This window comes from Curtobacterium flaccumfaciens, from assembly GCF_004361695.1.
In the GTDB taxonomy this organism is placed as follows: Bacteria; Actinomycetota; Actinomycetes; order Actinomycetales; family Microbacteriaceae; genus Curtobacterium; species Curtobacterium flaccumfaciens_B.
In genome coordinates, this window is record NZ_SNVW01000003.1 from 286,126 (window position 1) to 310,062 (window position 23,937).

Annotated in this window: 26 protein-coding genes; 8 read left to right on the plus strand and 18 right to left on the minus strand. The window is 72.4% G+C overall.

Going from position 1 to position 23,937, the window contains the following annotated elements:
• Positions 1-18: 18 nt before the first annotated feature.
• From EDF64_RS06195 to EDF64_RS06205, 3 genes are all read right to left on the minus strand, one after another.
• Positions 19-1,494, minus strand: a complete 1,476-nt coding sequence (locus EDF64_RS06195; RefSeq protein ID WP_133519158.1) for an APC family permease — start codon at positions 1,492-1,494, stop codon at positions 19-21.
• A 129-nt stretch (positions 1,495-1,623) separates the two neighbouring features.
• Positions 1,624-2,496: a hypothetical protein gene (locus EDF64_RS06200; protein WP_133519159.1), complete on the minus strand. Its 873-nt coding sequence runs from the start codon at positions 2,494-2,496 to the stop codon at positions 1,624-1,626.
• A 26-nt stretch (positions 2,497-2,522) separates the two neighbouring features.
• Entirely contained in the window at positions 2,523-3,341 is an 819-nt protein-coding gene (locus tag EDF64_RS06205) for an alpha/beta fold hydrolase (RefSeq protein WP_166645623.1), read from the minus strand.
• A gap of 188 nt (positions 3,342-3,529) precedes the next feature.
• Between EDF64_RS06205 and EDF64_RS06210 the strand changes: the two genes are divergently transcribed.
• The 3 genes from EDF64_RS06210 to EDF64_RS06220 are packed head-to-tail and all read left to right on the plus strand — an operon-like array spanning position 3,530 to position 6,446.
• Complete coding sequence (locus EDF64_RS06210; RefSeq protein WP_208108846.1) at positions 3,530-4,420, plus strand: ABC transporter ATP-binding protein; 891 nt, start codon at positions 3,530-3,532, stop codon at positions 4,418-4,420.
• Positions 4,417-6,012, plus strand: a complete 1,596-nt coding sequence (locus tag EDF64_RS06215) for an ABC transporter permease (RefSeq protein ID WP_133519161.1) — start codon at positions 4,417-4,419, stop codon at positions 6,010-6,012. The genes EDF64_RS06210 and EDF64_RS06215 overlap by 4 nt, the downstream gene beginning before the upstream one ends.
• Positions 6,009-6,446: a GbsR/MarR family transcriptional regulator gene (locus EDF64_RS06220; RefSeq protein ID WP_166645624.1), complete on the plus strand. Its 438-nt coding sequence runs from the start codon at positions 6,009-6,011 to the stop codon at positions 6,444-6,446. The genes EDF64_RS06215 and EDF64_RS06220 overlap by 4 nt, the downstream gene beginning before the upstream one ends.
• A 55-nt stretch (positions 6,447-6,501) precedes the next feature.
• On the opposite strand, the gene EDF64_RS06225 is transcribed toward EDF64_RS06220, so the two are convergent.
• The 4 genes from EDF64_RS06225 to EDF64_RS06240 are packed head-to-tail and all read right to left on the minus strand — an operon-like array spanning position 6,502 to position 9,149.
• Positions 6,502-6,762, minus strand: a complete 261-nt coding sequence (locus EDF64_RS06225; RefSeq protein ID WP_133519163.1) for a type II toxin-antitoxin system RelE family toxin — start codon at positions 6,760-6,762, stop codon at positions 6,502-6,504.
• A complete protein-coding gene (locus EDF64_RS06230) occupies positions 6,759-7,019 on the minus strand; it encodes a type II toxin-antitoxin system Phd/YefM family antitoxin (protein WP_133519164.1) in 261 nt (86 codons plus the stop codon). Before EDF64_RS06230 ends, EDF64_RS06225 begins: the two co-directional genes overlap by 4 nt.
• Positions 7,020-7,047: 28 nt before the next feature.
• A complete protein-coding gene (locus EDF64_RS06235; RefSeq protein ID WP_133519165.1) occupies positions 7,048-7,560 on the minus strand; it encodes a methylated-DNA--[protein]-cysteine S-methyltransferase in 513 nt (170 codons plus the stop codon).
• Positions 7,557-9,149, minus strand: coding sequence for a DNA-3-methyladenine glycosylase 2 family protein (locus tag EDF64_RS06240; protein WP_133519166.1), 1,593 nt, complete (start codon positions 9,147-9,149; stop codon positions 7,557-7,559). Before EDF64_RS06240 ends, EDF64_RS06235 begins: the two co-directional genes overlap by 4 nt.
• Positions 9,150-9,359: 210 nt before the next feature.
• On the opposite strand from EDF64_RS06240, the gene EDF64_RS06245 reads away from it, so the two are divergent.
• Positions 9,360-9,869: an MOSC domain-containing protein gene (locus tag EDF64_RS06245; RefSeq protein WP_133519300.1), complete on the plus strand. Its 510-nt coding sequence runs from the start codon at positions 9,360-9,362 to the stop codon at positions 9,867-9,869.
• A 102-nt stretch (positions 9,870-9,971) separates the two neighbouring features.
• Here the strand turns inward: EDF64_RS06245 and EDF64_RS06250 are convergent, their stop codons facing one another.
• The 4 genes from EDF64_RS06250 to folE are packed head-to-tail and all read right to left on the minus strand — an operon-like array spanning position 9,972 to position 12,907.
• Positions 9,972-10,625 carry an HAD-IA family hydrolase gene (locus EDF64_RS06250; RefSeq protein ID WP_133519167.1) on the minus strand — a complete coding sequence of 218 codons (654 nt, stop codon included), beginning with the start codon at positions 10,623-10,625 and terminating at the stop codon, positions 9,972-9,974.
• A gap of 10 nt (positions 10,626-10,635) precedes the next feature.
• Positions 10,636-11,376, minus strand: a complete 741-nt coding sequence (locus EDF64_RS06255; RefSeq protein WP_133519168.1) for a pyrimidine reductase family protein — start codon at positions 11,374-11,376, stop codon at positions 10,636-10,638.
• Positions 11,373-12,311 carry a dihydropteroate synthase gene (folP, locus tag EDF64_RS06260; RefSeq protein ID WP_208108847.1) on the minus strand — a complete coding sequence of 313 codons (939 nt, stop codon included), beginning with the start codon at positions 12,309-12,311 and terminating at the stop codon, positions 11,373-11,375. The genes EDF64_RS06255 and folP overlap by 4 nt, the downstream gene beginning before the upstream one ends.
• Entirely contained in the window at positions 12,308-12,907 is a 600-nt protein-coding gene (folE, locus tag EDF64_RS06265; RefSeq protein ID WP_133519302.1) for a GTP cyclohydrolase I, read from the minus strand. Before folE ends, folP begins: the two co-directional genes overlap by 4 nt.
• A gap of 184 nt (positions 12,908-13,091) precedes the next feature.
• On the opposite strand from folE, the gene EDF64_RS06270 reads away from it, so the two are divergent.
• Entirely contained in the window at positions 13,092-14,564 is a 1,473-nt protein-coding gene (locus EDF64_RS06270) for an NCS2 family permease (RefSeq protein WP_133519169.1), read from the plus strand.
• 4 nt (positions 14,565-14,568) lie between these two features.
• Here the strand turns inward: EDF64_RS06270 and EDF64_RS06275 are convergent, their stop codons facing one another.
• The gene (locus EDF64_RS06275; protein ID WP_133519170.1) at positions 14,569-15,039 is read right to left on the minus strand and encodes a hypothetical protein; all 471 of its coding nucleotides are present in this window, start codon (positions 15,037-15,039) and stop codon (positions 14,569-14,571) included.
• Positions 15,040-15,275: 236 nt separating this feature from the next.
• Between EDF64_RS06275 and EDF64_RS18415 the strand changes: the two genes are divergently transcribed.
• Positions 15,276-15,791, plus strand: a complete 516-nt coding sequence (locus tag EDF64_RS18415; protein WP_208108848.1) for a DUF1697 domain-containing protein — start codon at positions 15,276-15,278, stop codon at positions 15,789-15,791.
• Positions 15,788-16,174 (plus strand): VOC family protein, encoded by a 387-nt coding sequence (locus EDF64_RS18420; RefSeq protein ID WP_208108849.1) that lies wholly within the window; start codon positions 15,788-15,790, stop codon positions 16,172-16,174. The genes EDF64_RS18415 and EDF64_RS18420 overlap by 4 nt, the downstream gene beginning before the upstream one ends.
• Before the next feature lie 59 nt (positions 16,175-16,233).
• Here EDF64_RS18420 and EDF64_RS06285 read toward each other — a convergent pair whose 3' ends face one another.
• Together EDF64_RS06285 and EDF64_RS06290 are read right to left on the minus strand one after the other, a co-directional pair.
• The gene (locus EDF64_RS06285) at positions 16,234-18,744 is read right to left on the minus strand and encodes a glycoside hydrolase family 65 protein (protein WP_133519171.1); all 2,511 of its coding nucleotides are present in this window, start codon (positions 18,742-18,744) and stop codon (positions 16,234-16,236) included.
• 73 nt (positions 18,745-18,817) lie between these two features.
• Complete coding sequence (locus tag EDF64_RS06290) at positions 18,818-19,600, minus strand: HAD family hydrolase (protein WP_133519304.1); 783 nt, start codon at positions 19,598-19,600, stop codon at positions 18,818-18,820.
• Positions 19,601-19,798: 198 nt separating this feature from the next.
• Here EDF64_RS06290 and EDF64_RS06295 point away from each other — a divergent pair, with 198 nt between their 5' ends.
• The gene (locus EDF64_RS06295) at positions 19,799-21,157 is read left to right on the plus strand and encodes an APC family permease (RefSeq protein ID WP_133519172.1); all 1,359 of its coding nucleotides are present in this window, start codon (positions 19,799-19,801) and stop codon (positions 21,155-21,157) included.
• Between the two features lie 151 nt (positions 21,158-21,308).
• Here the strand turns inward: EDF64_RS06295 and EDF64_RS06300 are convergent, their stop codons facing one another.
• From EDF64_RS06300 to hxlB, 4 genes are all read right to left on the minus strand, one after another.
• Positions 21,309-22,031 carry an alpha/beta hydrolase gene (locus EDF64_RS06300; RefSeq protein WP_133519173.1) on the minus strand — a complete coding sequence of 241 codons (723 nt, stop codon included), beginning with the start codon at positions 22,029-22,031 and terminating at the stop codon, positions 21,309-21,311.
• The gene (locus EDF64_RS06305) at positions 22,028-22,519 is read right to left on the minus strand and encodes a GNAT family N-acetyltransferase (protein ID WP_133519174.1); all 492 of its coding nucleotides are present in this window, start codon (positions 22,517-22,519) and stop codon (positions 22,028-22,030) included. The genes EDF64_RS06300 and EDF64_RS06305 overlap by 4 nt, the downstream gene beginning before the upstream one ends.
• A 118-nt stretch (positions 22,520-22,637) precedes the next feature.
• The gene (hxlA, locus tag EDF64_RS06310) at positions 22,638-23,276 is read right to left on the minus strand and encodes a 3-hexulose-6-phosphate synthase (RefSeq protein ID WP_133519175.1); all 639 of its coding nucleotides are present in this window, start codon (positions 23,274-23,276) and stop codon (positions 22,638-22,640) included.
• 11 nt (positions 23,277-23,287) lie between these two features.
• Complete coding sequence (gene hxlB, locus EDF64_RS06315; RefSeq protein WP_133519176.1) at positions 23,288-23,848, minus strand: 6-phospho-3-hexuloisomerase; 561 nt, start codon at positions 23,846-23,848, stop codon at positions 23,288-23,290.
• Between the last annotated feature and the right edge of the window lie 89 nt (positions 23,849-23,937).

A 23,937-nucleotide genomic window follows, 5' to 3' on the forward strand; every position in this document is an offset into this window, starting at 1 on the left:
GCCCTGCCCCGCCCCGCCCTACTGCATGCCCTTGCCCACCCGGCTGTTCCGGCGGCTGTACCCGAAGTAGATCGCGAAGCCGATGACGAGCCAGACGACGAACCGGAGCCAGGTCTCGACCTCGAGGTTCAGCATCAGCCAGAAGCACAGCACGGCCGACACGATCGGCAGCACCGGGGACCACGGCACCCGGAAGGCGCGCGGGGCGTCGGGCCGCGAGCGACGCAGCACGACGATGCCGATCGACACCAGGACGAACGCCGACAGCGTCCCGATGTTGATCATGCCCTCGAGCTTGTCGACCGCGGTGAAGCCGGCGAGCAGCGCGACGACGACACCGGCGACGACCTGCACGCGCACGGGCGTCTGGGTCTTCGGGTTCGTCTGCGAGAACCAGCGCGGCAGCAGCCCGTCGCGGCTCATCGAGAAGACGATGCGGGACAGGCCGAGCAGGAGCACCATGACGACCGTGGTCAGACCGATGAGGGAGCCGATCGCGATGATGCCGGCGGCCCACGGCAGGCCGACGATGTCGAAGGCGGACGCCAGGGACGGCGCCTTCTCCTCCGCCAGGCGCTGGTACGAGACCATGCCGGTGATGACGATGCTGACGCCGACGTAGAGCAGGGTCACGATGCCGAGGCCGATGAAGATGCCGCGCGGCAGGGTCTTCTGCGGGTTCTCGGTCTCCTCCGCGCTCGTGGCGACGACGTCGAAGCCGATGAACGCGAAGAACACCAGCGACGCGGCGGCGAGCAGGCCGAAGACGCCGTACTGGGCGGGCTCGGCACCGGTGAACCAGGAGACGAGCGACTGGGTCCAGACGCTGCCCTCGGCGCCCTTCGTGGGCTCGGCCGGCGGGATGAACGGGGTGAAGTTCGCGGCCTTGACGAAGAACGCACCGGCGACGATCACGAAGACGACGATCGCGACCTTGATGATCGTGATGACCGCCGAGACGCGGCTTGACAGACGGGTGCCGAAGGCGAGCAGCACCGTGAAGATCCCCACGATCAGGACCGGGCCCCAGGTGAAGGGGATCGGGCCGAGCTGGATCGTGCTCGGGAGGGTGACGCCGAAGACGTCGAACGCGGTGCTGAGGTAGATGCCCCAGTACTTCGCGATCACCGCGCTGGCGGTGAGGGTCTCGAGGATGAGGTCCCAGCCCACGATCCAGGCGAGCAGCTCACCCATCGTCGCGTAGGTGAAGGTGTACGCGGAACCCGCGACCGGGATCGTCGAGGCGAACTCGGCGTAGCACATGATCGCCAGGCCACAGGTGACGGCGGCGAGCAGGAACGAGATGATGACGCCCGGCCCGGCGAAGTTCGCGGCGGCGTTCGCGCCGACCGAGAAGATGCCGGCACCGACCGCGACGGCGATGCCCATCGCGGCGATGTCGAAGGTGCGGAGCGACCGCTTGAGCGAGCGCCCCTTCTCCTCGGAGTCGGCCAGTGAGGCCTCGATGGACTTGATGCGGAGCTTCGGTGCCATGGGGTGGTTCCCGTCATCGGCTGGCGGCGGACCACGCGAGGTTACTGGTGTACCAGCCCGGCACGCAAACACCCGGCATGCACGGACCGGGTGCGCCCGGACCGGGTGGGCCTGGAGGCGCGGGTCGCCTCAGGCGGACCGGCGCCAGTCCGCCAGGAAGCGGGCTCCGGCATCGTCGTGGATCACGCCGTCGGGTGCGGTGAGCACCGGGTACGGCGTCGCCGGCACCCCGTCGGCGGGACGGACGTCGACGTGCGCCACGTCGTGCCCGTGGGCGTGCAACCAGTCGGCCATCGCGTAGTCGCTCCGGGAGTCGCCCATCGTCCGCCACGCGAGCGGGAGCTCGCCGTCCTGCGCGAGGAGCTCGAGGGAGCGCTCGGCCCCGAGGTCCTTGCCGCTCCGGTCCGACTCGACGTCGGTGGAGATGATCGTCGGGTCGATGCGCCACTGCACGACGCCGTCGGCATCCGGTCGGACGTCGTCGAGGCGGCGCACACCGAGGCCGCGGCGCTCGAGGGCGGCCATCGCCTTCGCGTCGAACTCCGGCTGCCGTGCGAGGTACGTGGCGTTCGGCACCTCGACGCGCTGCTCGATCGACACCATCGCGCGCTTCGTCTCGTCGAAGAACACCAGGTCCGCGTACTCGTCGCGCACCAGCTCGCGCATCTCGTCCGCGTAGTCACGGGGCAGCGCGAGGTCCTCGGCGACGGTGAGCTCACCCATCCCGCCCTCGTACTGCGGGCCGATCGAGCACCAGACAGCACCCTTCTCGCAGACAGCGTGCACGCGGCCCCCGGCGGCGAGGCCCCCGGCGAGGAGCGGCCCCACGACCTCGCTCCGGATGAAGGCGTCGCTGCGCCCGGTGTTGAACACGACGGGGATCCCCTCGGCGGCGAGCGCGACGAGGTCCGCGATGATGCTCGGGATCGCGATGGTGCGCGAGACGGGGCTGGCGATGGGTCCGTCGACGTCGAGCAGGAGGCCGAGGCGAGGTGCGTTCACCGCACCATCCTCGCAGGCCCGGCCGCTCAGCCCCGCGCGGCGGCCCGTGCGGTGAAGCGGTCGAGCACGATGCCGATCGCCTCGGGCTCGGCGACGTGCCCCTGGCCCGGCAGTTCGGCGTACTCCGAGCCCGGCACGGCCTCGACCACGGCGCGGGCGGCCTGACGCATCCACTCCAGGCCCTCGGTGCCCGCGGTGACGAGCACCGGGACCCCGACGGACGCAGCCACCCGGTCGGGCACCGCCAGCAGGTTGAGCGCCCGGACGTCGCGGCTGAGCACGTGTGCGTCGGTGACCAGGGATCGCCACAGCGCCCCCCTGAGCCGGAGCGCGGTGATCTGGCCCATCGGGACGCCGAGCACCTGCGCGAGGAAGGCCCGGACGGCCTGGGCCCGACGGCCGGCGGCGACGTGCTCGTCGAGGACGTCGGCGAACACCACGTCGTCGGCGTGCGGATCGACCGTCGCACGGTAGGGCGGTTCGTGGAGGACCGCGGCGTCGATCGGCACGCCGCCCGCGAGGCCGTGCAGCACGACCCCCGCGCCGACGCACATGCCGAGCGCGGTCACCGGTCCGTCCACGCCGGCCACGACCGCGGCGAGGTCCTCGACCTCACGCTCGATCGCCCACGGCCCGGCGTCGCCGCTCGCACCCCGGCCGCGGCGGTCGTAGGTGATGACGCGGTACCGGTCGCGGAGTTCGGCGGTCAGCCGTTCGACGGCCGGGGTGCCCCGGTGGTCGAAGGCGCCGCCGACGACGACGAGCGCAGGACCGGTCCCGTCGTCCGAGACGGCGAGCACCGTCCCGTCCGCGGAGACGACCGTGCGGTCGACGTGCTGATCCATGGGTTCCTCGAAGGTGGTTCGACCGCGTTGCATCGCAGGCGTCTGGTCCTTCGGGTCTGGTCCTGGCGGGTCGGTTGTGTCGAGCATGACAGCCCGGAGCGTGCCCGTCGACACCCGCAACCAGGGGGAGAACACGGGGTCGGCGGCCACGATTCACACAATCGTGAATCAGGTGTATCGTGCCCGTCATGGACGATGTGGTCATGGCCTCCGGGCTCGTGAAGACCTTCGGACGCACACGCGCCCTCGACGGACTCGACCTCCGGGTCACGGCGGGGTCGGTGCACGGGTTCCTCGGGCCGAACGGCGCCGGCAAGTCGACGACGATCCGGGTGCTGCTCGGGCTGCTCCGAGCGAGCGGGGGCACGGTGCAGGTGTTCGGCCGCGACCCCTGGCGGGACGCCGTGGCCGTGCACGCCGACCTCGCGTCCGTGCCGGGCGACGTCGCACTCTGGCCGAACCTGACCGGCGGCGAGACGATCGACCTGCTCACGGGGCTTCGTGGTGGTGCAGTGTCCGAGCTCCGTGCGCGGCTGGTCCGCGACTTCGACCTCGACACCCGCAAGCACGCGCGCTCGTACTCGAAGGGCAACCGGCAGAAGGTCGCGCTCATCGGCGCGTTCGCCCGGCCGGCCCGCCTGTACCTGCTCGACGAGCCCACGAGCGGCCTCGACCCCGTCATGGAGGAGGTGTTCCGCGCCGAGGTCCGCCGCGTCCGGTCCGAGGGAGCCACCGTGCTGCTGTCCAGCCACGTCCTGAGCGAGGTCGAGGCGCTCTGCGACCGGGTGACGATCGTCCGCGCCGGACGGGTCGTCGAGGAGGGCACCCTGGCGGGCATGCGACACCTCACCCGGAGTGCCGTGACGGTCACCACCGATGCGTCTCCCGACCGGATCCGGGTCCTGCCGGGCGTCCACGACCTGGTCGCCGAGGACGGCACGCTCCGCTTCGGCGCCGAGGCCTCGGCGGTCGCCGGGGTGATCGCAGCACTGGACGGACACCGCGTCGAGGCGCTCACGGTGGAGCCGCCGTCGCTCGAGGAGCTCTTCCTCCGCCACTACGGCCCGGAGGAGCGGTGAACGTCGTCGGGACCGCGTTCCGTCGTGAACGGGTCCGGGTCCCCGTCTGGGCGATCGTCGCGGGGCTGCTCGCCGCCGCGACCGCCGCGGCCGTCCCGCAGGCGTTCGGCGACGCCGCCGAACGTCGGACACTCGTCGAGCTGATCACCGCGACCCCGAGCCTCCTGGCCATCCGTGGTGTCCCGGACGGCACCGACGAGGGCGCGTACGCGTTCTTCGAGATCTTCACGTACCTCGGACTGGTCGCCGGCCTGATGTCCGTCTTCCTGGTGAGTCGGCAGACCCGACAGGACGAGGAGAGCGGGCGTGCCGAGCTCCTGCTCGCGGGCCCTGTACACCGCCGCAGCCCACTCGTCGCCGCGGTCTGGGTCTCCGCAGCGGCGAACGTCCTGCTCGGCCTGCTCGTCACGGTCGGCTTCGCCGCCGGTGGGCTGCCGGTGTCGGGCTCCGTCCTCGCCGGGCTCGCGGCGACGTGCGTCGGGCTCGCCTACACCGGGGTCGCCGTCGTCGTGGCGCAGATCGCGCCGACCTCCCGGGCGACGAACGCGATCGGCGTCGGGGTCGTCGCCGCGACCTCCCTGCTCCGCGCAGCCGGGGACGCCGTCGGTACCCGGAGCGCCGACGGACTCACGGTGACGAGTGCCTGGCCGAGCTGGCTGAGCCCGATCGGGTGGGGGCAGCACGTCTTCCCCTTCACCCGACAGGACTGGGGTCCGCTCGTGCCGTGCCTGGTCGTGGCGATCGCCGGCGTCACGACGGCGCTCGTGGTGCGCGGCCGACGGGACCTCGGCGCGAGTCTCCTCCGGGAGCGACCGGGGCCGGCGGACGGTCGACTCCGGACGTCGCTCGGCCTCGCCTGGCGCCTGCACCGGACGACCGTGGTCGCCTGGGCAGTCGGTGGGGCGGTCCTCGGGGCGTTCGCCGGCGGCCTCGGCACCACCGCGATCGACGCGATCGGCGCCGACTCGTCGGTGACGGGGCTGCTCGAGACCCTGGTGCCCGGTGGCCGAGGGGCCCTGCTCGACGAGTTCGTCGCCGCGGTGGTCGGGATCACCTCGATCCTCGCTGCCGCCGCCGGGATCGGAGCACTGAGCCGGGCAGCCGAGGACGACCGGGACGGCCGCTCCGAGCTCCTCCTCGCCACCCCGGTCGGACGGGTCCGGCGCCTCGCGGAGTGGCTCGGCATCGGGGTCGGCGCTGCGGTCGCTGTGGCGCTCGCGGCCGGTGTCGTCGGCGGGCTGACATTCGTCGCGACCGGGGTGGACCGGTTCTGGTCGACCGTCGCGGCCGGCCTCGCACAGCTCCCCGCCGCGCTCGTGCTCATCGGTTTCGCAGCCGTCGTCGGGGTCGTGCTCCCGAGGATCGCCGGGTGGCTCGTCTGGGTCGCACTCGGTGTCGCGCTCCTGCTCGGCCAGTTCGGCGGCCTGCTCCGGGTGCCGGACTGGGCGCGGCAGGTCAGCCCGTTCACCCACACGCCGGGTGTCCCAGCCGCGCACGTCGACTGGGCCGGGGCATGGTGGTTGCTCGGCATCGCAGCGTTCCTCGGTATCGTCGCCCTCGTGCTCGCTCGTCGCCAGGAGACCCGCCCGTGACGCCGGAGGCGAACCGTCTCGTCGAGGCCTTCGCGGACGCCGGCTTCCCCCGGATGCCCGCCGCCGCCCTCGTCGCGGTGCTCACCAGCGAGTCGTCAGCGCTCACCGCCGCCGAACTCGCGACGGCGCTCGACGTCAGTCCCGCCGCCGTGTCCGGTGCGGTCCGCTACCTGCAGACGGTCGGGATGATGACCCGGCAGCGCGTCGCCGGAGACCGTCGGTACGTGTACGAGCTGCCCGAGCACGCCTGGTACGCCGCGTCGGTCAACAACCAGGCGCTGTACGAACGGCTCGCCTCGGTCGCGGAGACCACGGCGGCGTCGCTCGACGTGCCGGCCGCCCGGGAGCGCGTGCTCGACATGGCCGGGTTCTTCCGGTTCGTCCAGCGCCGCATCCCGGACCTGCTCGACGAGTGGAACGCACAGCGTCGCTGAGGACGCACTGCTCCTGGACGCTCAGCGCTCCTGCATGCGCAGCGCCCACGATCCGTCAGCGGTCGCGGTAGATCTCCCGCCGGTGACCAGCGCGGACGACGACCACCACGAGCCGTCCGTCGTCGATGAGGTAGATCACCCGGTAGTCGCCGACGCGCACGCGCCACTCCGGACTGTTGACGAGCCGACGCGCCGCGGGCGGCCGCGGCTCTTCGGCGAGGATCGCCAGGACGCCCTCGACCAGGCGTCTGGCGTTCGGCGGCAGCTTCCGGATCGCCCGGCCAGCGCTGGGCTCGAACTCGATCGCGTAGGTCATCCCATGCCGAGTTCGCGCTTGAGGTCCTCCCACTTGACGTTCTCGCCGCCGATGCGCTCGCTCTCGATGCGTGCTTCCTCGACGGCCCTGAGGTCGTCCAGGTCCTCCGCCGCTTCGAGCAACCGATCGAGGACGTCCGCGTCCACCACCGCCGCGACCCGCTTGTTGCGCCGCGTGAGGTAGACCGGTTCGTGACGGGCGTCGTCGATGATCGACGCCAGCCGGCTTCGTGCTTCCGAGATCGACACTTCGCTCACCTGTACATTCTAGAGCGTTTTGTACAACTCAGACGAGCGCCGTGGTCCCGACCGACTCCCGCTCCAGCAGTGATCGCTTGACGTCGAGCCCCCAGGCGAAGCCCCCGAGTGTGCCGTCGGTCCGGAGCACGCGGTGGCACGGCACGAACAGGGCCGGCGCGTTCCGGGCACACACGCTCGCGGCGGCACGGACAGCGTCCGGTCGGCCCATCGCGGACGCGAACTCGGTGTACGTGAGCACCCCGCCCGCCGGGATCAGCCGGAGCTGCCGCCACCCCTCGGCGAAGAGCTCGGTGCCGAACTGCCGCACGGGCACCTGCATGGCGTGCTCGACCTCTCCGGCGTAGAAGGCGTCCACGGCGTCGGCCGAGGCGACCCGTCCGTCCGTGACGCGTTCGGGTCGGTGCTTGTCGGCGAGGCGCCCGAGGATGCGCTCGACGTCGTCCGTCCACCCGGAGGCGAGGACACGACCCTCGGCGTCCTCGAGCACGGTGAAGGGTCCGTCTGGGGTGTCCAGGGTCTGGATGGTCGCGTCGGTCATCGTTCTTCCTTCCGGAGGGCAGTCAGGGCACTGGCGGCGTGTGCGGTGGCACCCGCCGCGACGGCGCGATCGATGATCGGCCGCCAGCAGTGCATCGTCAGGTAGCTCCGCCACGGCGCCACCTGCTCAGACCATAGGGAGAGCTCGCGCGCCGTTCCGGGCAGTCCGAGTTCCTGTGCACCGTTGCGGACGGCGAGGTCGCTGTGGAGGAACACGTCCGGGTGGTGCCGCACCCGGAGTGCCACGTAGTCGGCGGTCCAGGGGCCGATGCCCTTCACCGCGAGGAGCCCCGCACGGAGGTCGTCGAGCGACTGCCCACCGTCGACCACGAGCGACCCGTCGGCGAGCGCCGTGGCGACGCGGACGATCGTGTCGACCCGGGCCGCGGGGCCACGCAGGACGTCGCGCCCACGCTCCGCGATCGTCGCTGCGTCCGGGAACAGCAGGCCACCGTCGACGAGCGCCGCCGACACCGGTGTCCCGAGTGCGGCGACGAGCCGGGTCTGCGCGGTGCGGGCTGCCGCGACCGAGACCTGCTGGCCGATCAGCGTCCGGAAGACGACCTCGTGCGGGTCCACCGCGCCGGGGAGTCGGATGCCGGGCACCCGCGCGACGACGTCCGAGAGTGCCGGGACCGCGCCGAGCACCGCGTCGACGGCGACCGGGTCGGCGTCGAGGTCGAAGAAGGAGCGCATCCGCGCGACGAGCGTCGGCAGGTCAGAGAGGTCGGAGACCCGCACCCGCAGGTCGATCCCGGTCCCCCTCGGCGCCGTGCCCCGGCCGGCCGCGTCGGGGACGGCGGCCGACGCGGTGACGTGTGCCGCGCCTCCAGGCAGGTCGAGCAACCGCCCGTAGGACGTGACCCGCCCCGCGGTGTCGAGACCCACCTGCTCCAGCCCGGGCAGCGCGTGCAGCGCGTGCCAGTCGAGCAGGCCCTGCACGTCGAACGGCGCGCGCGCCGGCAGGTGCACGTGCAGGGCGCCGTCGGTGACGGGCTGCAGCGTCCGTCGTGCGCGCAGCTCGGAGGGGGTGACGGCGAAGACCTCGCGCACGGTCTCGTTGAACTGGCGCACGCTCGCGAACCCGGCGGCGAACGCGACGTCCGCGATGGGCAGGTCCGACGAGGTCAGCAGGGTCCGCGCGGTCTGCGCGCGGTGCGCCCGGCTGAGCGCCTTGGGTCCGGCGCCGAGCTCCGCGGTGAGGATGCGGTTCAGCTGCCGCTCCGAGTACCCGACGCGTGCGGCGAGTCCGGGGACGCCGTCGCGCTCGACGACGCCGTCGAGGACCAGGCGCATGGCGCGGCCGGCGACGTCCTCGCGCAGGTCCCACTCCGGGCTGCCGGGGGTCGCCTCGGGCAGGCACCGCTTGCAGGCGCGGAAGCCGGCGAGGTGCGCCGCGGCGCTCGTCCGGTAGAAGGTGACGCCCGTGACCTTCGGCGTGCGCGCCGGGCAGCTGGGCCGGCAGTAGATGCCGGTGGAGTGCACGGCGGTGACGAACTGGCCGTCGAACCGGGCGTCGCGGGAGGCGACGGCGCGGTGCCGCTCGGCGTGCAGTGCGTCGTGCCCCGCGTCGGTGTCCAGGGTGGTCATGGGCACAGCCTGACACGTCCCACCGACGCGTCACTGGCGGAAATCGGACAGGGCAGTGCGGGGTGCGGCCGCCGTCGGTGCGGCGTGCGTCCGCCGTCGGTGCGGCACGGGCGACGGCCGGGAGGCACGGCTAGCGTGGCCTGCGTGACCTCCGTGGACGACGTGGCCGGGCCCGGCGACCTGCCCTTCCGGACCGACGTCGAGATCGCGATGCTCCTGGTGTCCCGGCGGCACCGCTACGAGGGCCGACCGGCGGACGGTGCGCTGCCCGTGCTGCCGTCGGACCCGGACGAACGACGGGACCACGTCGACCTGCGCACGGGCCTCGGGATCGTCGGCGACCGGTACTTCGGCTCGCGGGCGCACGTGCACGCCTCGGTCACGGTGATCGCGCTCGAGTCGCTCGAGGCCGTGGGCGAGGACCTCGGCGTGACGGTGGATCCGGCGGCGACCCGGCGGAACGTGTTCCTGCGCGGGGCCGACGTCGAGGCGCTGCGCGGCGAGCCGTTCTCGCTGGAGAGCCCCGGTGCGGGCGGTCCCGTCCGGTTCCGCGGGTACCGGCCGGCGAACCCGTGCGCGTGGATGGACCACGAGGTGGCGCCCGGCGCGTTCCGGGCGATGCGCGGACGGGGCGGCGTGCGGTGCGACCCGGAGTCCGACGGCGTGCTCGCCCTCGGCCCGGCGGTGCTCCGCACGGCCCGCCCCGTCGCGCTCGGCTGACCGACCGACCGGCCACGCCCGGGTCGCGGCGGCGCGCTCCGCCGCGCCCGGTCCAGCCCGGTCAGCCGCATCGCGCCCGGCTGACGGACCGGCCGCGCCCGGTCAGCCGCGGATGCGGAACGCCGAGCCCTCGGGCTCGACCGTGATGCCGTCGTACGAGGTGACTCGGTACAGGCCCGCGGTGACCTCGGCCTCGAGCGGCCCGACCACGACCGTGGTGGCCCCGGAGGCGATGGCAGCCTCGAGCCCGGCGGGGGCGTCCTCGAACGCCACGCAGTCGGTGGCGTCGACCCCGAGTAGCGCCGCCCCGCGCAGGTACCCGTCCGGGTGCGGCTTGCCGTGCTCGACGTCCTCGGAGGGCACGAACGCCGCGGGCATCGAGAGCCCTGCGGCGGCCATCCGGCCCACGGCGAGGTCGCGCGGCGCACTCGTAACGAGCGCCACCGGGACGCCGGCGGCGAGGAGCCGCTCGACGAAGGCCGTGGCACCGGGGATCTCGAAGATGCCCTCGGTGCTCGCGCTCTCCTCGTCGACCAGGGACTGGGCGACGCGCAGCTGTTCGTCGAGGTCGAGGTCGGGCAGGAACCGCTGCACGGTGCTGATCGCCTGGCGTCCGTGCGAGAACGCGAGGATCTCGTCGGGGTCGATCCCGTGCCGCTGCCCGAAGCGGGTCCAGGTGGCCTCGACCACCGCGGTCGAGTCGACGAGCGTCCCGTCCATGTCGAAGAGGACCCCGGACGCCACGATGTCGATCACGCAGGCGACCCTAGCGTGCGCGGACGTACCGGGTGAGGAGGACGTCGCCCCGGCCGCGCAGCACGTGCGCCGGCCGCATCCGTCGCAGCTCCGGCGAGGAACCGCGCGTGATCCGCGGTCCGGCGCCGCCCTCGAGCGTCGGGTCGATCGTCAGGGTGAGATCGTCGACGAGGTCCGCCGCCACCAGGGCGCCGAAGAACGACGGGCCGCCCTCGCAGTGGATCGCCGCGAGTCCCCGGGACACCAGCGCGTCCCGGAGGAGCACCGGGTCGACCGTGTCGTCGCCGCACGGCACGACGTCCGCGACGGCGGCCAGCGCCTCGCCCCGCGCGGAGGCTGCTGCGGACGCCGAGGTCAGCACGATCGGTCGCACGGGTGCCTCGGTGAACACCCGGGACGCCGGGTCGAGGGACAGCGATCCGGATACGAGCGCGAACACCGGGTGGTCGGGCTTCCCGTGGGCGCGGCGCCAGGCCACGTCGGCGTCGTGCAGCACCATCGGCCCGTAGCCCTCGTCGCGCACGGTGCCGGCGGCGACGAGCACCACGTCGGCCACCCGGCGCAGCAGGTCGAACACGCGCAGGTCGTCGGGGCCGCCGAGCGAGCCCGTCGTACCGGCGGCCGAGGCGGAGCCGTCGAGCGTCGTGACGAAGTTGACCCGGAGCCAGGCGCCCGTCGGGACGTCGGCCGTGTACAGCGCGAGCAGGTCGTCGTCGGAGAGCTCCGCGACTGCAGGGGGCAGGACGTTCACGTGTTGTGCCTCGCTTCCACCGGGGCGCGCCACCCGAGCGTCGCCTCCACCATCCGCATCGCGTCGACGCTCTCGGCGACGTCGTGCATCCGCACGATCCGGGCGCCGAGCATCGCGCTCACGGTGGCGACCGCGAGCGACCCCGCCAGGCGCTCGCCCCGGGGCCGGCCGAGCGACTCGCCGACGAAGTCCTTGTTCGAGACCGCCGCGAGCACCGGGTACCCGAGCGCCACGACCTCGGGCAGGCGGCGCGTCAGCTCGAGCGTGTGCACGGTGTTCTTGTTGAGGTCGTGGCCCGGGTCGACGATCACCCGCGACTCCGGGATCCCCGCGGCGAGCGCCCGGTCGACGCGGTCCCGCAGGAACCCGACGACGGACGCCGTGACGTCGTCGTACTGCGGCGGTGCCGCGAGGGGCCGCCGGGGTTCGGCGAGCGAGTGCGTGATGACGATGGTCGCGTCCGAGTCCGCGACGACCGCCGCCATCCGCGGGTCGGACAGGCCTGTGGTGTCGTTCACGACGCTCGCCCCCGCCGCGATGGCGGCGGCGGCGACCTCGGGGCGGAAGGTGTCGACGCTGATCGTGACATCGGACTCTTGCGCGAGCTGCCGGACCACCGGGACGACACGGTCGATCTCCTCGGCGGCGGGCAGCTCCGGGCCGGGTGCGAACTTCACGCCGCCGATGTCGACCCAGTCGGCGCCCTGGTCGGCTGCGCGGACGGCGGCCTCGACCGCGCGGTCCAGCGCGAAGGTGGCCCCGCGGTCGTGGAACGAGTCCGGCGTGCGGTTCACGATGGCCATCACCGCGATGCGGTGGTCGAAGTCGAAGGTCCGCCGGCCGATGGTGCGGACGGGTTCGCGCAGGTCCGGCACCACCCAGCCGGGTGCGGTGGACACGGCCGGGAGGCGCGGCTCGGCCCGCTCCGTCGTCATGCGCCCGCCTCGTGGTCGGCCCCACTGCGGACGCCGGCCCCGATCAGCGCGATCGCCTCGGCACGACCGGCCGCGTCGGACAAGGTGCCCGTCGCCGCGACGGTCACGGTCGTCGACGCCGACTGCCGCTCACCCCGTGTCGTGACGCACTGGTGCTGCGCGTCGAGCACCACGAGGACCCCGACGGCACCGAGCCCCTCGGCGATCGTCGCGGCGACCTGCTCCCCGAGGCGCTCCTGCAGCTGCGGACGGGAGGCCACCGCGTCGAGCACCCGTGAGAGCGTGCCGAGCCCGATGAGGCGGTCACCCGGCGCGTACGCCATGTGCGCGACCCCGGTGAAGGGCAGCAGGTGGTGCTCGCAGACCGAGCGGAAGCGCACGTCGCGGACGATGACGAGCTGTCCGCGGTCGCCGTCCTCGGCGTGCACCGTGCCGTTCCGGGCGATCGCGACGGCGTCCGTGCCGATCCCGGCGAAGAACTCCGCGTACGCGTCGGCGACCCGGGAGGGGGTGCGCACCAGCTCGGGTCGGTCCGGGTCCTCGCCGATGCCCAGGAGGAGTTCGCGCACGGCGGCCTCGACGCGGGCACGGTCCATGCGTGACGTCACCTGTTCATCCAACACCAGCCGCGGCCCGAGAACGCGAGCGCCTGCCCAGCGGGACGTCCCCCGAGGAGGCGAGGCGCGCCTCCCGGCCGACGACCTTCGGGGGCGACCCGTGCCGTCAACCTGTGGACATGCTGTGACGCGCCCGGATCCCAGCGTCCTCTAAACTTCCTCGGTGAGCGCCCCGCAGACCGACACCACGCCCCGGAACCGCTTCGCGACCGGCCTCGACCGCTACTTCTCCATCACGCACCGCGGCTCGACGATCCCCCGCGAGATCCGCGGCGGTCTCGTGTCCTTCGTGACCATGGCGTACATCGTCATCCTCAACCCGCTCATCCTCGGCGGGTTCAGCCAGGACCAGGCGCCGCAGGACGTCCTCGGGGGCTGGCTGCAGAACGCGCAGGTCGCCGCCGCGACCGGTCTCGTCGCCGGGCTCATGACGATCGCGATGGGCCTCATCGCGAACCTGCCGTTCGGCATCGCCGCGGGGCTCGGGATCAACTCGTTCCTCGCCGTGAGCGTCGTCCACCAGGTCACCTGGGCCGAGGCGATGGGCCTCGTCGTCATCAACGGTGTGGTCATCGTGATCCTCGCGCTCACGGGCATCCGGACGATGATCTTCACCGCGGTGCCGCCGCAGCTCAAGGCCGCGATCACGGTCGGCATCGGCCTGTTCATCGCCTTCATCGGGCTCGTGGACTCCGGCTTCGTGCGCACCACGAAGAACGCGTCGCCGCCGCTGCAGCTCGGTGAGGACGGCTCCGTGGCCGCGCTGCCGACCATCGTGTTCCTGATCGGGCTCGTCATCATCGGCACGCTCATGGCCCGCAAGGTCAAGGGCGCGCTGCTCATCGGCATCGTCGCCACCACGATCATCGCGATCATCCTGCAGGCGATCTTCAAGGTCCCCACCTCGGTCGACTCCCCCACCGGCTGGAACCTCAACGCTCCGGGGCTGCCGAGCGCGCTGTTCGCCGTCCCCGACCTGTCGCTCGTCGGGCACGCCGACGTCTTCGGGGCGTTCACCCGCATCGGCCCGATCGCGGCGTCGATGCTCGTCTTCACGCTCGTCTTCACGAACTTCTTCGACGCCATGGGCACGATGACCGGGCTCGCGAAGGCCGCCGGGGTCGCGAAGCCCGACGGCACGTTCCCGCGGCTGAAGTCGGCGCTCGTCGTCGAGGGTGCCGGCGCGATCGCCGGTGGTGGCGCCTCGGTGTCGTCGAACACGGTGTTCATCGACTCCGCCGCCGGCATCGGCGAGGGGGCCCGGACCGGCATGGCCTCGGTCGTCACCGGCCTGCTGTTCCTGGCGTCGATGTTCCTCACGCCGCTGACCCAGGTCGTCCCGCTCGAGGTCGCCGCCGCCGGACTCGTCGTCGTCGGTGCGCTCATGGTGGCGCAGGTGAAGGACATCGACTGGACCGACTTCGGTGCCGCACTGCCGGCGTTCCTGACGATCGTGATCATGCCGCTCACCTACTCGATCGCGAACGGCATCGGCGCGGGCTTCATCAGCTGGGTCCTCATCAAGCTGCTGTCCGGCCGTGGGCGCGAGGTGTCGTGGCTGCTCTACGTCGTCGCCGCGGGCTTCCTGCTGTACTTCGCCCGCGGGCCGCTGGAGGCCGTGCTCGGCGTCGGCTGAGGCATCAGCCCGGCAGGTCGGCCGGCTGGGCCTCGTGGTGGCGGTGCCCCTGCGTGCGCCGGTCCTCCTTCATGCCCGCCTCGAAGAGGTGCCGGCGGCCCTGCACGAGTTCGTCGCGCGCGGTCCGTTCGAGCTCCTTGGCCAGGGCGTAGTAGCCGTCGTCGTAGTCCTCGACGACCTGGAACGTCCACCGCCCGGCGATGACGTTCCGGCCGATGAGCTCCGTCTCGATCCGGTCCGCGAGCTCGGTGTGGCCCGCCTTCCGCAGCTGCTCGACGGCTTCGCCGAGGTTGAGGTCGGCCGTGCCGGTGAGTCGTTGGAACCCGTAGAGCAGGCCGCGGGCGTGCTCGATGACCTCGACGGCTGCCGACAGCGTGCCGAGCGCCTCGACGGTGGCCTCGGACACCCCCTCGGGCACCTGGTGCTGCTCGTCCGGTCCCTGCTCGTCGTTGCCCTGGGCGTCGTCGTTCGTCATGGGTCCCGTCTACCGGACCCGGGCTGCAGCTGCTCCGAAGTGCGGGTCACAGCCGGGGCGCACGGCGCACAGCCCAGAACGCACAACGCACAACGCACAACGCACAACCAAAGTGCATCGGAACCGCGCGATTCGACGGCGCGCGGTGCTTTCCGTTGTGCGACGGACGCCCGAGCCGCGCCGCTCCGCGAGGACGGGAGGCGCGCCCCGCGACGGGCGCGCGGTACGGTTCCGGCATGGCCAGGTGGGTCGCGCTGCTGCGCGGGGTGAACGTCAACGGGATCACGATCCGGAGCGCGGACCTCGCGGCGCTCTTCCGCGAACTCGGGTACGCCGACGTCAGGACGGTGCTCGCGTCGGGCAACGTGGTGTTCACGGCGGACGGCGCGCTGCCGGAGCTCACGGCGACGATCGAGTCGGCACTCCGCGACCGGTTCGGGTACGACGCGTGGATCGTGCTCGTACCGCACGATGCCCTGGCCGCGATCCTCGACGGGTTCCCGTTCGGGTCCGCCGAGGACCGCCACGACTACGTGCTCTTCGGCTCCGACGACGCCGTGCTCGACGACCTCCTCGACGACCTGCGGCTCGACGACTCGGTCGAGCGGGTCGCCCGCGGCGCCGGAGTCGTCTACTGGTCGTGCCCGAAGGGCGCCAGCACGGACACGGTGTTCGCGAAGCGTGCTGGCGCCGCTCGCTTCAAGCGGACGACGACGACCCGCAACGCGAACACCCTCCGGAAACTGCTGTGACGCGCGGCGCCCTCCACCACGTCGAGCTCCGGACGGCCGACCTCGACGCGGCCGGACCCGCCTGGGGATGGCTCCTCGGGGAGCTCGGGTACGTGCCCTTCCAGCGGTGGGAGGACGGCCGGAGCTGGCGAGCCGGTGACACCTACGTCGTCCTCGAGGCCGCGCCGATGGACGGCACGAACGACCGTCGCCGACCGGGGCTCAGCCACCTCGCGTTCCACGCCGGCGACCGGGCCGAGGTCGCACGTCTGTGGGCCGCCGCACCCGAGCACGGCTGGCGTCGCCTGTACGAGGACCGTCACCCGAACGCCGGCGGACCGGACCACCACGCAGCCTTCCTCGAGGACGCGGAGCGGTTCAAGGTCGAGCTCGTCGCCGGCTGACCGGCGCCCGCTCCCCCACGGTGCTGGGCACCAGGAAGCGGCCGGCCGGACGGCCCGGGTCAGGCGGTGGCCTCGTCGGGCTCCAGGTCGCGGTCGAGGGAGATCGTCGGGATCGACGCGGTGACGACCGACCCGTCGGCGCGGAGCGTGCCTTGGATGTCGCTCGTCGTCGGGGCGCGACCGGTCATCCGGGGGCCGTGGTGGGGCAGCGGAACGATCGTCGGCTCACCGGCGGTGATGTCCCACTGCTGGTTGTGCACCCACGCCGTGAAGCCGGAGCCGGTCTCGACCGTGAAGGTCATCCGCTCTTCCTCGAGGTCGACACGGATCCGCGACCCCCGCACCGTCAAGCGGTAGGTCAGGCGGTCCCAGTCCTTCGGCAGGCGCGGGTTGAAGGTCATCCGCCCGCCGTGGTCCCGCATGCCGCCGAACCCGTTGACGAGCCCGCCCCAGATGCCACCCGTCGACGCGATGTGCACGCCGTCGGTGGTGTTGCCGTGCAGGTCGGCGAGGTCGACGTAGAGCGCCGTCTGGAAGTACTGCAGGGCGAGGTCGTGGTAGCCGACCTCGGCCGCCATGATCGACTGCACGACCGCCGACAGCGTGGAGTCACCCGTCGTCAGGGCGTCGTAGTAGTCGAAGTCGCGGCGCTTCTCGGCGGCGGTGAACTCGTGCCCCTGCAGGAACAGTGCGAGCACGACGTCGGCCTGCTTGAGCACCTGGAACCGGTAGATCACCAGCGGGTGGTAGTGCAGCAGCAGCGGCCGCTTGCTCTCCGGGGTGTTCTCGAGGTCCCAGAGTTCCTTGTCGAGGAACTGGGCGTCCTGCGGGTGGATGCCACGGTGCGGATCGAAGGGGATCTCCATCGACTCGGCGGCGTGCTCCCAGTCGCGGATCTCCTGCGCCTGCAGCCCGGTCCGCCGCACCATGCGGTCGTACTCCTCCGGGTCGTCGGCCGCGAGCTCACGGCAGGCGTTCACCGCGAACCAGAGGTTCGCCCGCGCCATCACGTTCGTGTAGAGGTTGTCGTCGACGACGGTCGTGTACTCGTCCGGACCGGTGACGCCGTCGATGTGGAACTTCTTGTCGCCGTTGGAGCGCCAGAACCCGAGGTCCTCCCACAGGCGGGCGGTCTCGACGAGGATGTCGATCGCACCGCGCTTCAGGAACTCGCGGTCGTCCGAGGCGCGGACGTACTGCATCAGCGCATGGGCGATGTCGGCGTCGATGTGGTACTGCGCGGTGCCGGCGGCGTAGTACGCGCTGGACTCCTCGCCGTTGATCGTCCGCCACGGGAACAGGGCGCCGTGCTGGTTGAGCTCACGAGCCCGGGCGCGGGCGGCGTCGAGCATGTTGTAGCGGAACCGCAGCGCGTTCCGGGCGACGATCGGCGCCGTGTAGGACAGGAACGGCAGGACGTAGATCTCCATGTCCCAGAAGTAGTGTCCGCCGTACCCGGAGCCGGTCACGCCCTTCGCCGCGATGCCGTGCCCGTCGGTGCGGGCGGTGGCCTGCGCGAGCATGAACAGGTTCCAGCGGACGGCCTGCTGGATCTCCGGCTGCCCGGCGATCTCGACGTCGGACCGGGCCCAGTAGTCGTCCATCCACAGGCGCTGCTTCGCGAAGGTCTCGTCGACCGTCTCGGCGTGGGCGCGGTCGAGCGTGCGGTCGCAGCGGTCGGCGAGTTCGCGCGCCGGCACGCCGCGGGAGGTGTGGTACACCACGTGCTTGACCAGCCGGATGGGCTGACCAGCGCGCGCCTGCACCCGGTACACCTGCTTCGCGAGGTCGTCCTCGATCGACGAGGACTCGTCCCAGCTGTTCTCGGTCTCGAGGTGGTGCTCGACACCGACGCAGATCGTCATGCCGGAGCTCGCCGCCTGGTAGCCGAGCAGGGAACGCCCGCCCGTGCTGCGCTTCAGCTTCGGCTCGAGCACACGCTCCGTGAAGGCCTCGGCCTTGCGCGGGTCGAAGGCGTTCGCCGCCGCCCGCATGCCGGCGTGGTACTCGTCCTGCACGTCCTGCCGGTTGAGGATCTGGCTGGACAGCAGGATCGAGGCGTCCGCGTCGAGCACGGTCACCTCGTAGTCGATGACAGCCAGGTGCCGGTCCGTGAACGAGACCAGACGGCGGGACCGGATGAGCACGCGCTTGCCGGACGGCGTGGACCACTCGGTCTCGCGGAACAGGTAGCCACCGCGGAAGTCGAGCCGCCGGGTGTGCCGGAGGATGTCCGCCTCGGCGAGCACGAGCGGTTCATCGTCGACGTAGAGCCGGATCACCTTCGCGTCGGGTGCGTTGATGATCGTCTGCCCCGTCTTCGCGAAGCCGAAGGCGTCCTCGGCGTGACGGATCGGCCAGGTCTCGTGGAAGCCGTTGACGTACGTGCCGTACTGCACGCCGCCGCGGCCCTCGTCGAGGTTGCCGCGGAGGCCCAGGTACCCGTTGCCGACCGCGAAGTTCGTCTCCGCGACGCCCTGTTCGTCGGGCGAGTACTCGGTCTCGACGAGCGCCCACTCGTCGATCGGGTACCGGACGCGGTCGAGGGGGTCCGAGGTGATGGGGTTCATGCTGCTCCGTGGGGAAGGAGGGAGAGTGGGGTGCGGGACTGCCAGGAGGCGCGGATCGCCCTGGCCGTTCGGCCTACGTCGTGCTCGTGGTCGGCGCTGCGACCGTCGACGGGGGCAGCTGGTCGACCAGTTCGTCGAGGTCGCGCACGACGACGTCGGCACCGTGCTCGCGGAGCGCGTCCGCGCCGGCGCCGCGGTCGACGCCGATGACGAGCCCGAACGCGCCGTTCCGGCCGGCTTCGACACCGCTCGTGGCGTCCTCGACCACGACGCACTGGGCCGCGGTGAGCCCGAAGCGGCTGGCGGCGTCGAGGTAGGTGTCCGGCGCGGGCTTGCCGGCGAGCCCGTCCTCGCGCGCGACGAGGCCGTCGACGACCACCGGGAAGCGCTCGAGGATGCCGGCCGTGCGGAGCACCTGGGTGGCGTTGGCGGAGCTGGAGACCACCGCGACGGACAACCCGGCGTCGATGGCGGCGACGAGGAACCGGAGCGACCCGGGGTAGGGCTCGACGCCGTGCTCGGTCAGCTCGGCGGTGAACTCGGCGTTCTTCCGGTTGCCGAGCCCGCAGACGGTGTCCGCGTCGGGGTCGTCGTCGGGGGTGCCCTGCGGCAGGTCGATGCCGCGGGACTCCAGCAGGGAGCGGACCCCGTCGTAGCGGGGCTTGCCGTCGATGTACGCGAAGTAGTCCTGCTCCGTGTACGGCGCGACGCCGTGCGCGGCCAGGTACGGCGTGAAGAGTCGGCTCCACGCCCGCATGTGCACGTCGGCGGTGGGCGTGAGCACCCCGTCGAGGTCGAACAGCAGCGCGCGCTGGTCTGCCAGTCGTGCGGGGGTGCGCCGGTCCGGCGTCGTCATGTGCAGCCCTTCTGGCATGGGTTCGTCGTTCCTTCCGGACGAGTCTAGGACCGCTCCAGGACCAGTGTTCAGGCGCGCCGTCCCGGGTGTGGAAAGAGTTCACCGAGCAGTTCCCCGTGGAGGTGGGAGCGTCCGAGCCGCTGCTGAGAGGGCTCCGAGGAACGCACGGACACCCTTGCCGGGACGGAAGGCACCACCATGACCAGCGACACCGCAGCCGCCGAGGGCCAGCGCACCGAGGGCTCGAAGCTCAAGCAGGCGATCACCGGCCCGCTCCTCTACCTGTTCATCCTCGGCGACGTCCTCGGCGCCGGCATCTACGCCCTGATGGGAACGCTGTCGCAGGACGTCGGCGGCGCGCTCTGGGCACCGCTCGTGCTCGCGCTGCTGCTGGCGTTGCTCACCGCCGGGTCGTACGCCGAGCTCGTCACGAAGTACCCGAAGGCCGGCGGCGCCGCGGTGTTCGCCGAGCGCGCGTACCGGTCGCCGATCGTCTCGTTCCTCGTCGGCTTCAGCATGCTGGCCGCCGGCGTCACCAGCGCCGCGGGCCTGTCGCTCGCCTTCGCCGGCGACTACCTCGGCACGTTCGTCGACCTGCCGCCCGTGCCCACGGCGATCGTCTTCCTCGCACTCATCGCGTGCCTGAACGCCCGCGGCATCTCCGACTCGCTCAGGAGCAACGTCGTGATGACGATCATCGAGGTCTCCGGCCTGGTGATCGTGATCGTCGTCGTCGCCGTGATGCTCGGTGGCGGTGGCGGTGACGTCTCCCGCATCGGGGCGTTCCCGGCGGAGGCGAACCCGGCACTCGCGACGCTCAGCGCGGCGATCGTCGCGTACTACTCGTTCGTCGGGTTCGAGACCTCGGCGAACATCGCCGAGGAGGTCCGCGAACCCCGTCGCGTCTACCCGAAGGCCCTCTTCGGCGCCCTCGCCACCGCCGGCGTCGTGTACGTGCTCGTCGCCCTCGCGAGCGCGATCGCCCTCCCCGCGTCGGAGCTCTCCGACTCGACGGGGCCGCTGCTCGCGGTCGTCTCGGCCACCGGGGTGCCGATCCCGGACTGGGTGTTCAGCCTGATCGCGCTCGTCGCCGTCGCGAACGGCGCGCTCCTGACGATGATCATGGCGAGCCGCGTCACGTACGGCATGGCCGAGCAGCGGCTCCTGCCCGCCGTGCTCGCGAAGGTCCTGCCGAACCGGAAGACGCCGTGGACGGCGATCGTCGCGACCACCGTCGTCGCGATGCTGCTGACGCTCGTCGGGGACGTCGGGGTCCTCGCCGAGACCGTCGTGCTCCTGCTGCTCTTCGTGTTCATCAGCACGAACGTCGCCGTCCTCGTGCTGCGGCGGGACCGGGTCGAGCACGACCACTTCCGCGTCTGGACCTTCGTGCCGGTCCTCGGCGTCGCGTCCTGCGTGCTGCTGCTCACGCAGCAGAGTGGGCGGGTCTGGCTCTACGCCGCGGTCCTCCTGGCCGTCGGCGTGGTCCTGTACTTCGTCGCCCGGTTCACGGGGCGTCGGTCGGGACGCGACCACGAGGCAGGCGTCATCCACTGACCGGACGCGAGCAGCGCCTCCAGGCAGGCAGGCGCACGGGACGCGAGCAGCGCCGCCGGGCCGGCGGGCGCACCGGACGCGAGCAGCGCCTCCAGGCAGGCCAGCCGACTGGAGGCGCGACCCGCCCCCGCCACCCGGCCGTCCGTCGGACTCAGCGCAGGCCCCGCACCCACTCCTCGACGGCGTCGCCGATCTGCGCACGGGCCTCGGCCCGGCTGATGGTCGCCGTCCGGTCCCCCGGCTGGTCGCCGTAGGCACCGAAGTCGGCGTGGTTCGCCCCCGTGACCTCGGTCATCGTCGCAGTCGACGGCAGCAGGTGCCGTGCCGCGTCCACCTTCGCCGGGGTCGACAGCCCGTCGCGCGACCCGGACACGCTCAGCACGTCGATGTACGAGCGGCTGATGTCGTTCGCGCAGTAGCTGCCGAGCAGCAGGAGCCCGTCGGCGTCCGGCGCGAGCTGGCACGCGCGCACCCCGCCGAGGGAGTGCCCGCCGACCGCCCAGGTCGCGACCGACGGGGCGTGTGCCTCGAACGTCGAGAGCCCACGCGTGTCGAAGAACGCGAGGTGCAGCGTCGGCTTCGTGATCACGACCGTCGTGCCGGACGCGACGACCTGCCGGAACGTCGCCATGTACGCGTACGGGTCCACCTTCGCGCCGGGGATGAACACGATGCCCACGCCGTTCGCGTCGCCGGTCGGGGCCATCACCACGGAGTCACCGGCGTCGCGCACGGACACCCGGTCGTCACGCCAGACCTGCAGCGCCGCACTCCGCGTGCCCTGCATGACGATGTTCGCCCAGACGAGGAACACCACCGCGAGCAGCACGATCACGGCGACGACCCAGGCGGTCCAGCGGAGAGCTCGGTTCATGTGCCCACCGTACGGCGCATGACGACCTCGGCCCGACCGTCCGGCAGCGGATCGCCGGGTTCGTCGAGGGCGGCGAAGCCGTTCCGCTCGTAGGCACGACGGGCGACGGCGTTGTCGGGCATCGCGGAGAGCTCGAGGGTCGTCGCTCCCGTCGCCGTGACCCAGTGTGCGATCGCGTCGATCAGCATCCGGGCGACGCCCTGCCCGCGCACCACGGGGTCGACCCACATCGAGATGAGTTCGGCGCGCGCGGGGTCGTCGGGGTCGGGGACGCCACTGGCGAGGGCCACCCACCGGTCCCCCAGGCGGACGACGAGGTCGAGCGCTCCGGGCAGCGACAGCCGTGTCCGCCAGCGGTGCTCGGGCGCCTCGGCCCCGTCCGCCAGGGTCGAGCCGAAGGCCTCGGGGGCGTCGGCGAGCGCCCGGAGCCGGACGGCACGCCAGGCCTCCCAGTCGTCCGCGGTCACCCGGAGCAGCTCGATCGTCACGCCCCGACGCTACCGGGGTGCGACGCGCCTGCGGGCTCGCGGGCTGCGGGGCTGCGGGGTCGAGGCCGGGGCCGGGGTCGGGGCCGGGGCCGGCCGCGGCCGGCCCCGACCGGACGCGTCAGACCGCGGCGGACTCGCTGATCGCGGCGCGCAGCTCGGCAGCGGCGGCGCCGACGTCCGACGCGCTGTAGATGGCGCTGCCGGCGACGGCGATGCGCGCACCGGACTCCTGCACCGAGGCGATCGACGAGGCGTTCACGCCGCCCGCGATCGAGAAGGGCACACCAGACTCCTTGCCGGCGTCGAGCAGCGTCGAGAACGTGAAGCCCTCCTCCGCCTGCTCGTCGAGTCCGGCGTGCACCTCGACGAACTCGGCGCCGAGCGCGACGACCTCGCGGGCGCGGGCGGCCTTGTCGGCGACGCCGATCAGGTCGACCACGATGCCCTTGCCGTGCTTCTCGGCAGCCTTCACGGCGCCGACGATCGTCGAGTCGCCGGCGACCCCGAGGACGGTGACGAGGTCGGCACCCGCGGAGAACGCGATGTCCGCCTCGAGCTCACCGGCGTCCATCGTCTTGAGGTCGGCGAACACGATCTTGTCGGGGTGCGCCTGCTTGATCGCGGTGACGGCGGACAGGCCGGCGCTCTTGATCAGGGGCGTGCCGAGCTCGAGGACGTCGACGTGCGGCGCGGCCGCGGCGGCGAGCTCGAGGGCGGCTTCGGTGGTCAGGGTGTCCATGGCGAACTGGAGCTGCATGGGTGTGCCTTTCATTCGAGGTTGGCGTGGCTGGGCCACAGGTCGTCCGCGGAGCGTCCGCTCCGCGTCCACAGGGCGTGGAAGAGTGCGTCGCCGAGCAGGACGAGTGCCTGCTCGAACCGGCTGCCGGCGTACTGGCCGGAGGCGGATCCGGAGCGGTCGGTCTTCGTCGCCGCGGGGATCACGAGGACCACCGTGGCGAGGTCGGCCAGGGGCGACTCGTCGGTCGTGGAGACCGCCAGGACGGCCGCGCCCACGTCGGTCGCGGTCTGCGCCGCCTGCACGATGCCGCCCGTCGTCCCGGAGCCGCTCGCGACGAGCAGGACGTCGCCCTGGCGGATGGCCGGCGTGGTCACCTCGCCCACGACGTGCACCGCGAGTCCGAGGTGCATGAGCCGCATCGCCGTCATCCTGAGTGCGAGTCCGGAGCGGCCGGCGCCGTGCACGAACACGCGCTCGGACCGTTCGAGCAGGTCGAGTGCGGCGTCCGTGTCGCCGCGGACGCGGTCGTCGAGCCCCTCGGCCTCGTGGACGATCAGGGCGAGGGCATCGGTGACGGTGGCTTCGCGCATGCCGTCGAGCCTGGTCGGCCCGCTCGGTCCGCGCCGCTACCCGACACGGCAGGGTCCCCGTCCGTTCGGGTGGCCCCACCCGGTCGGGT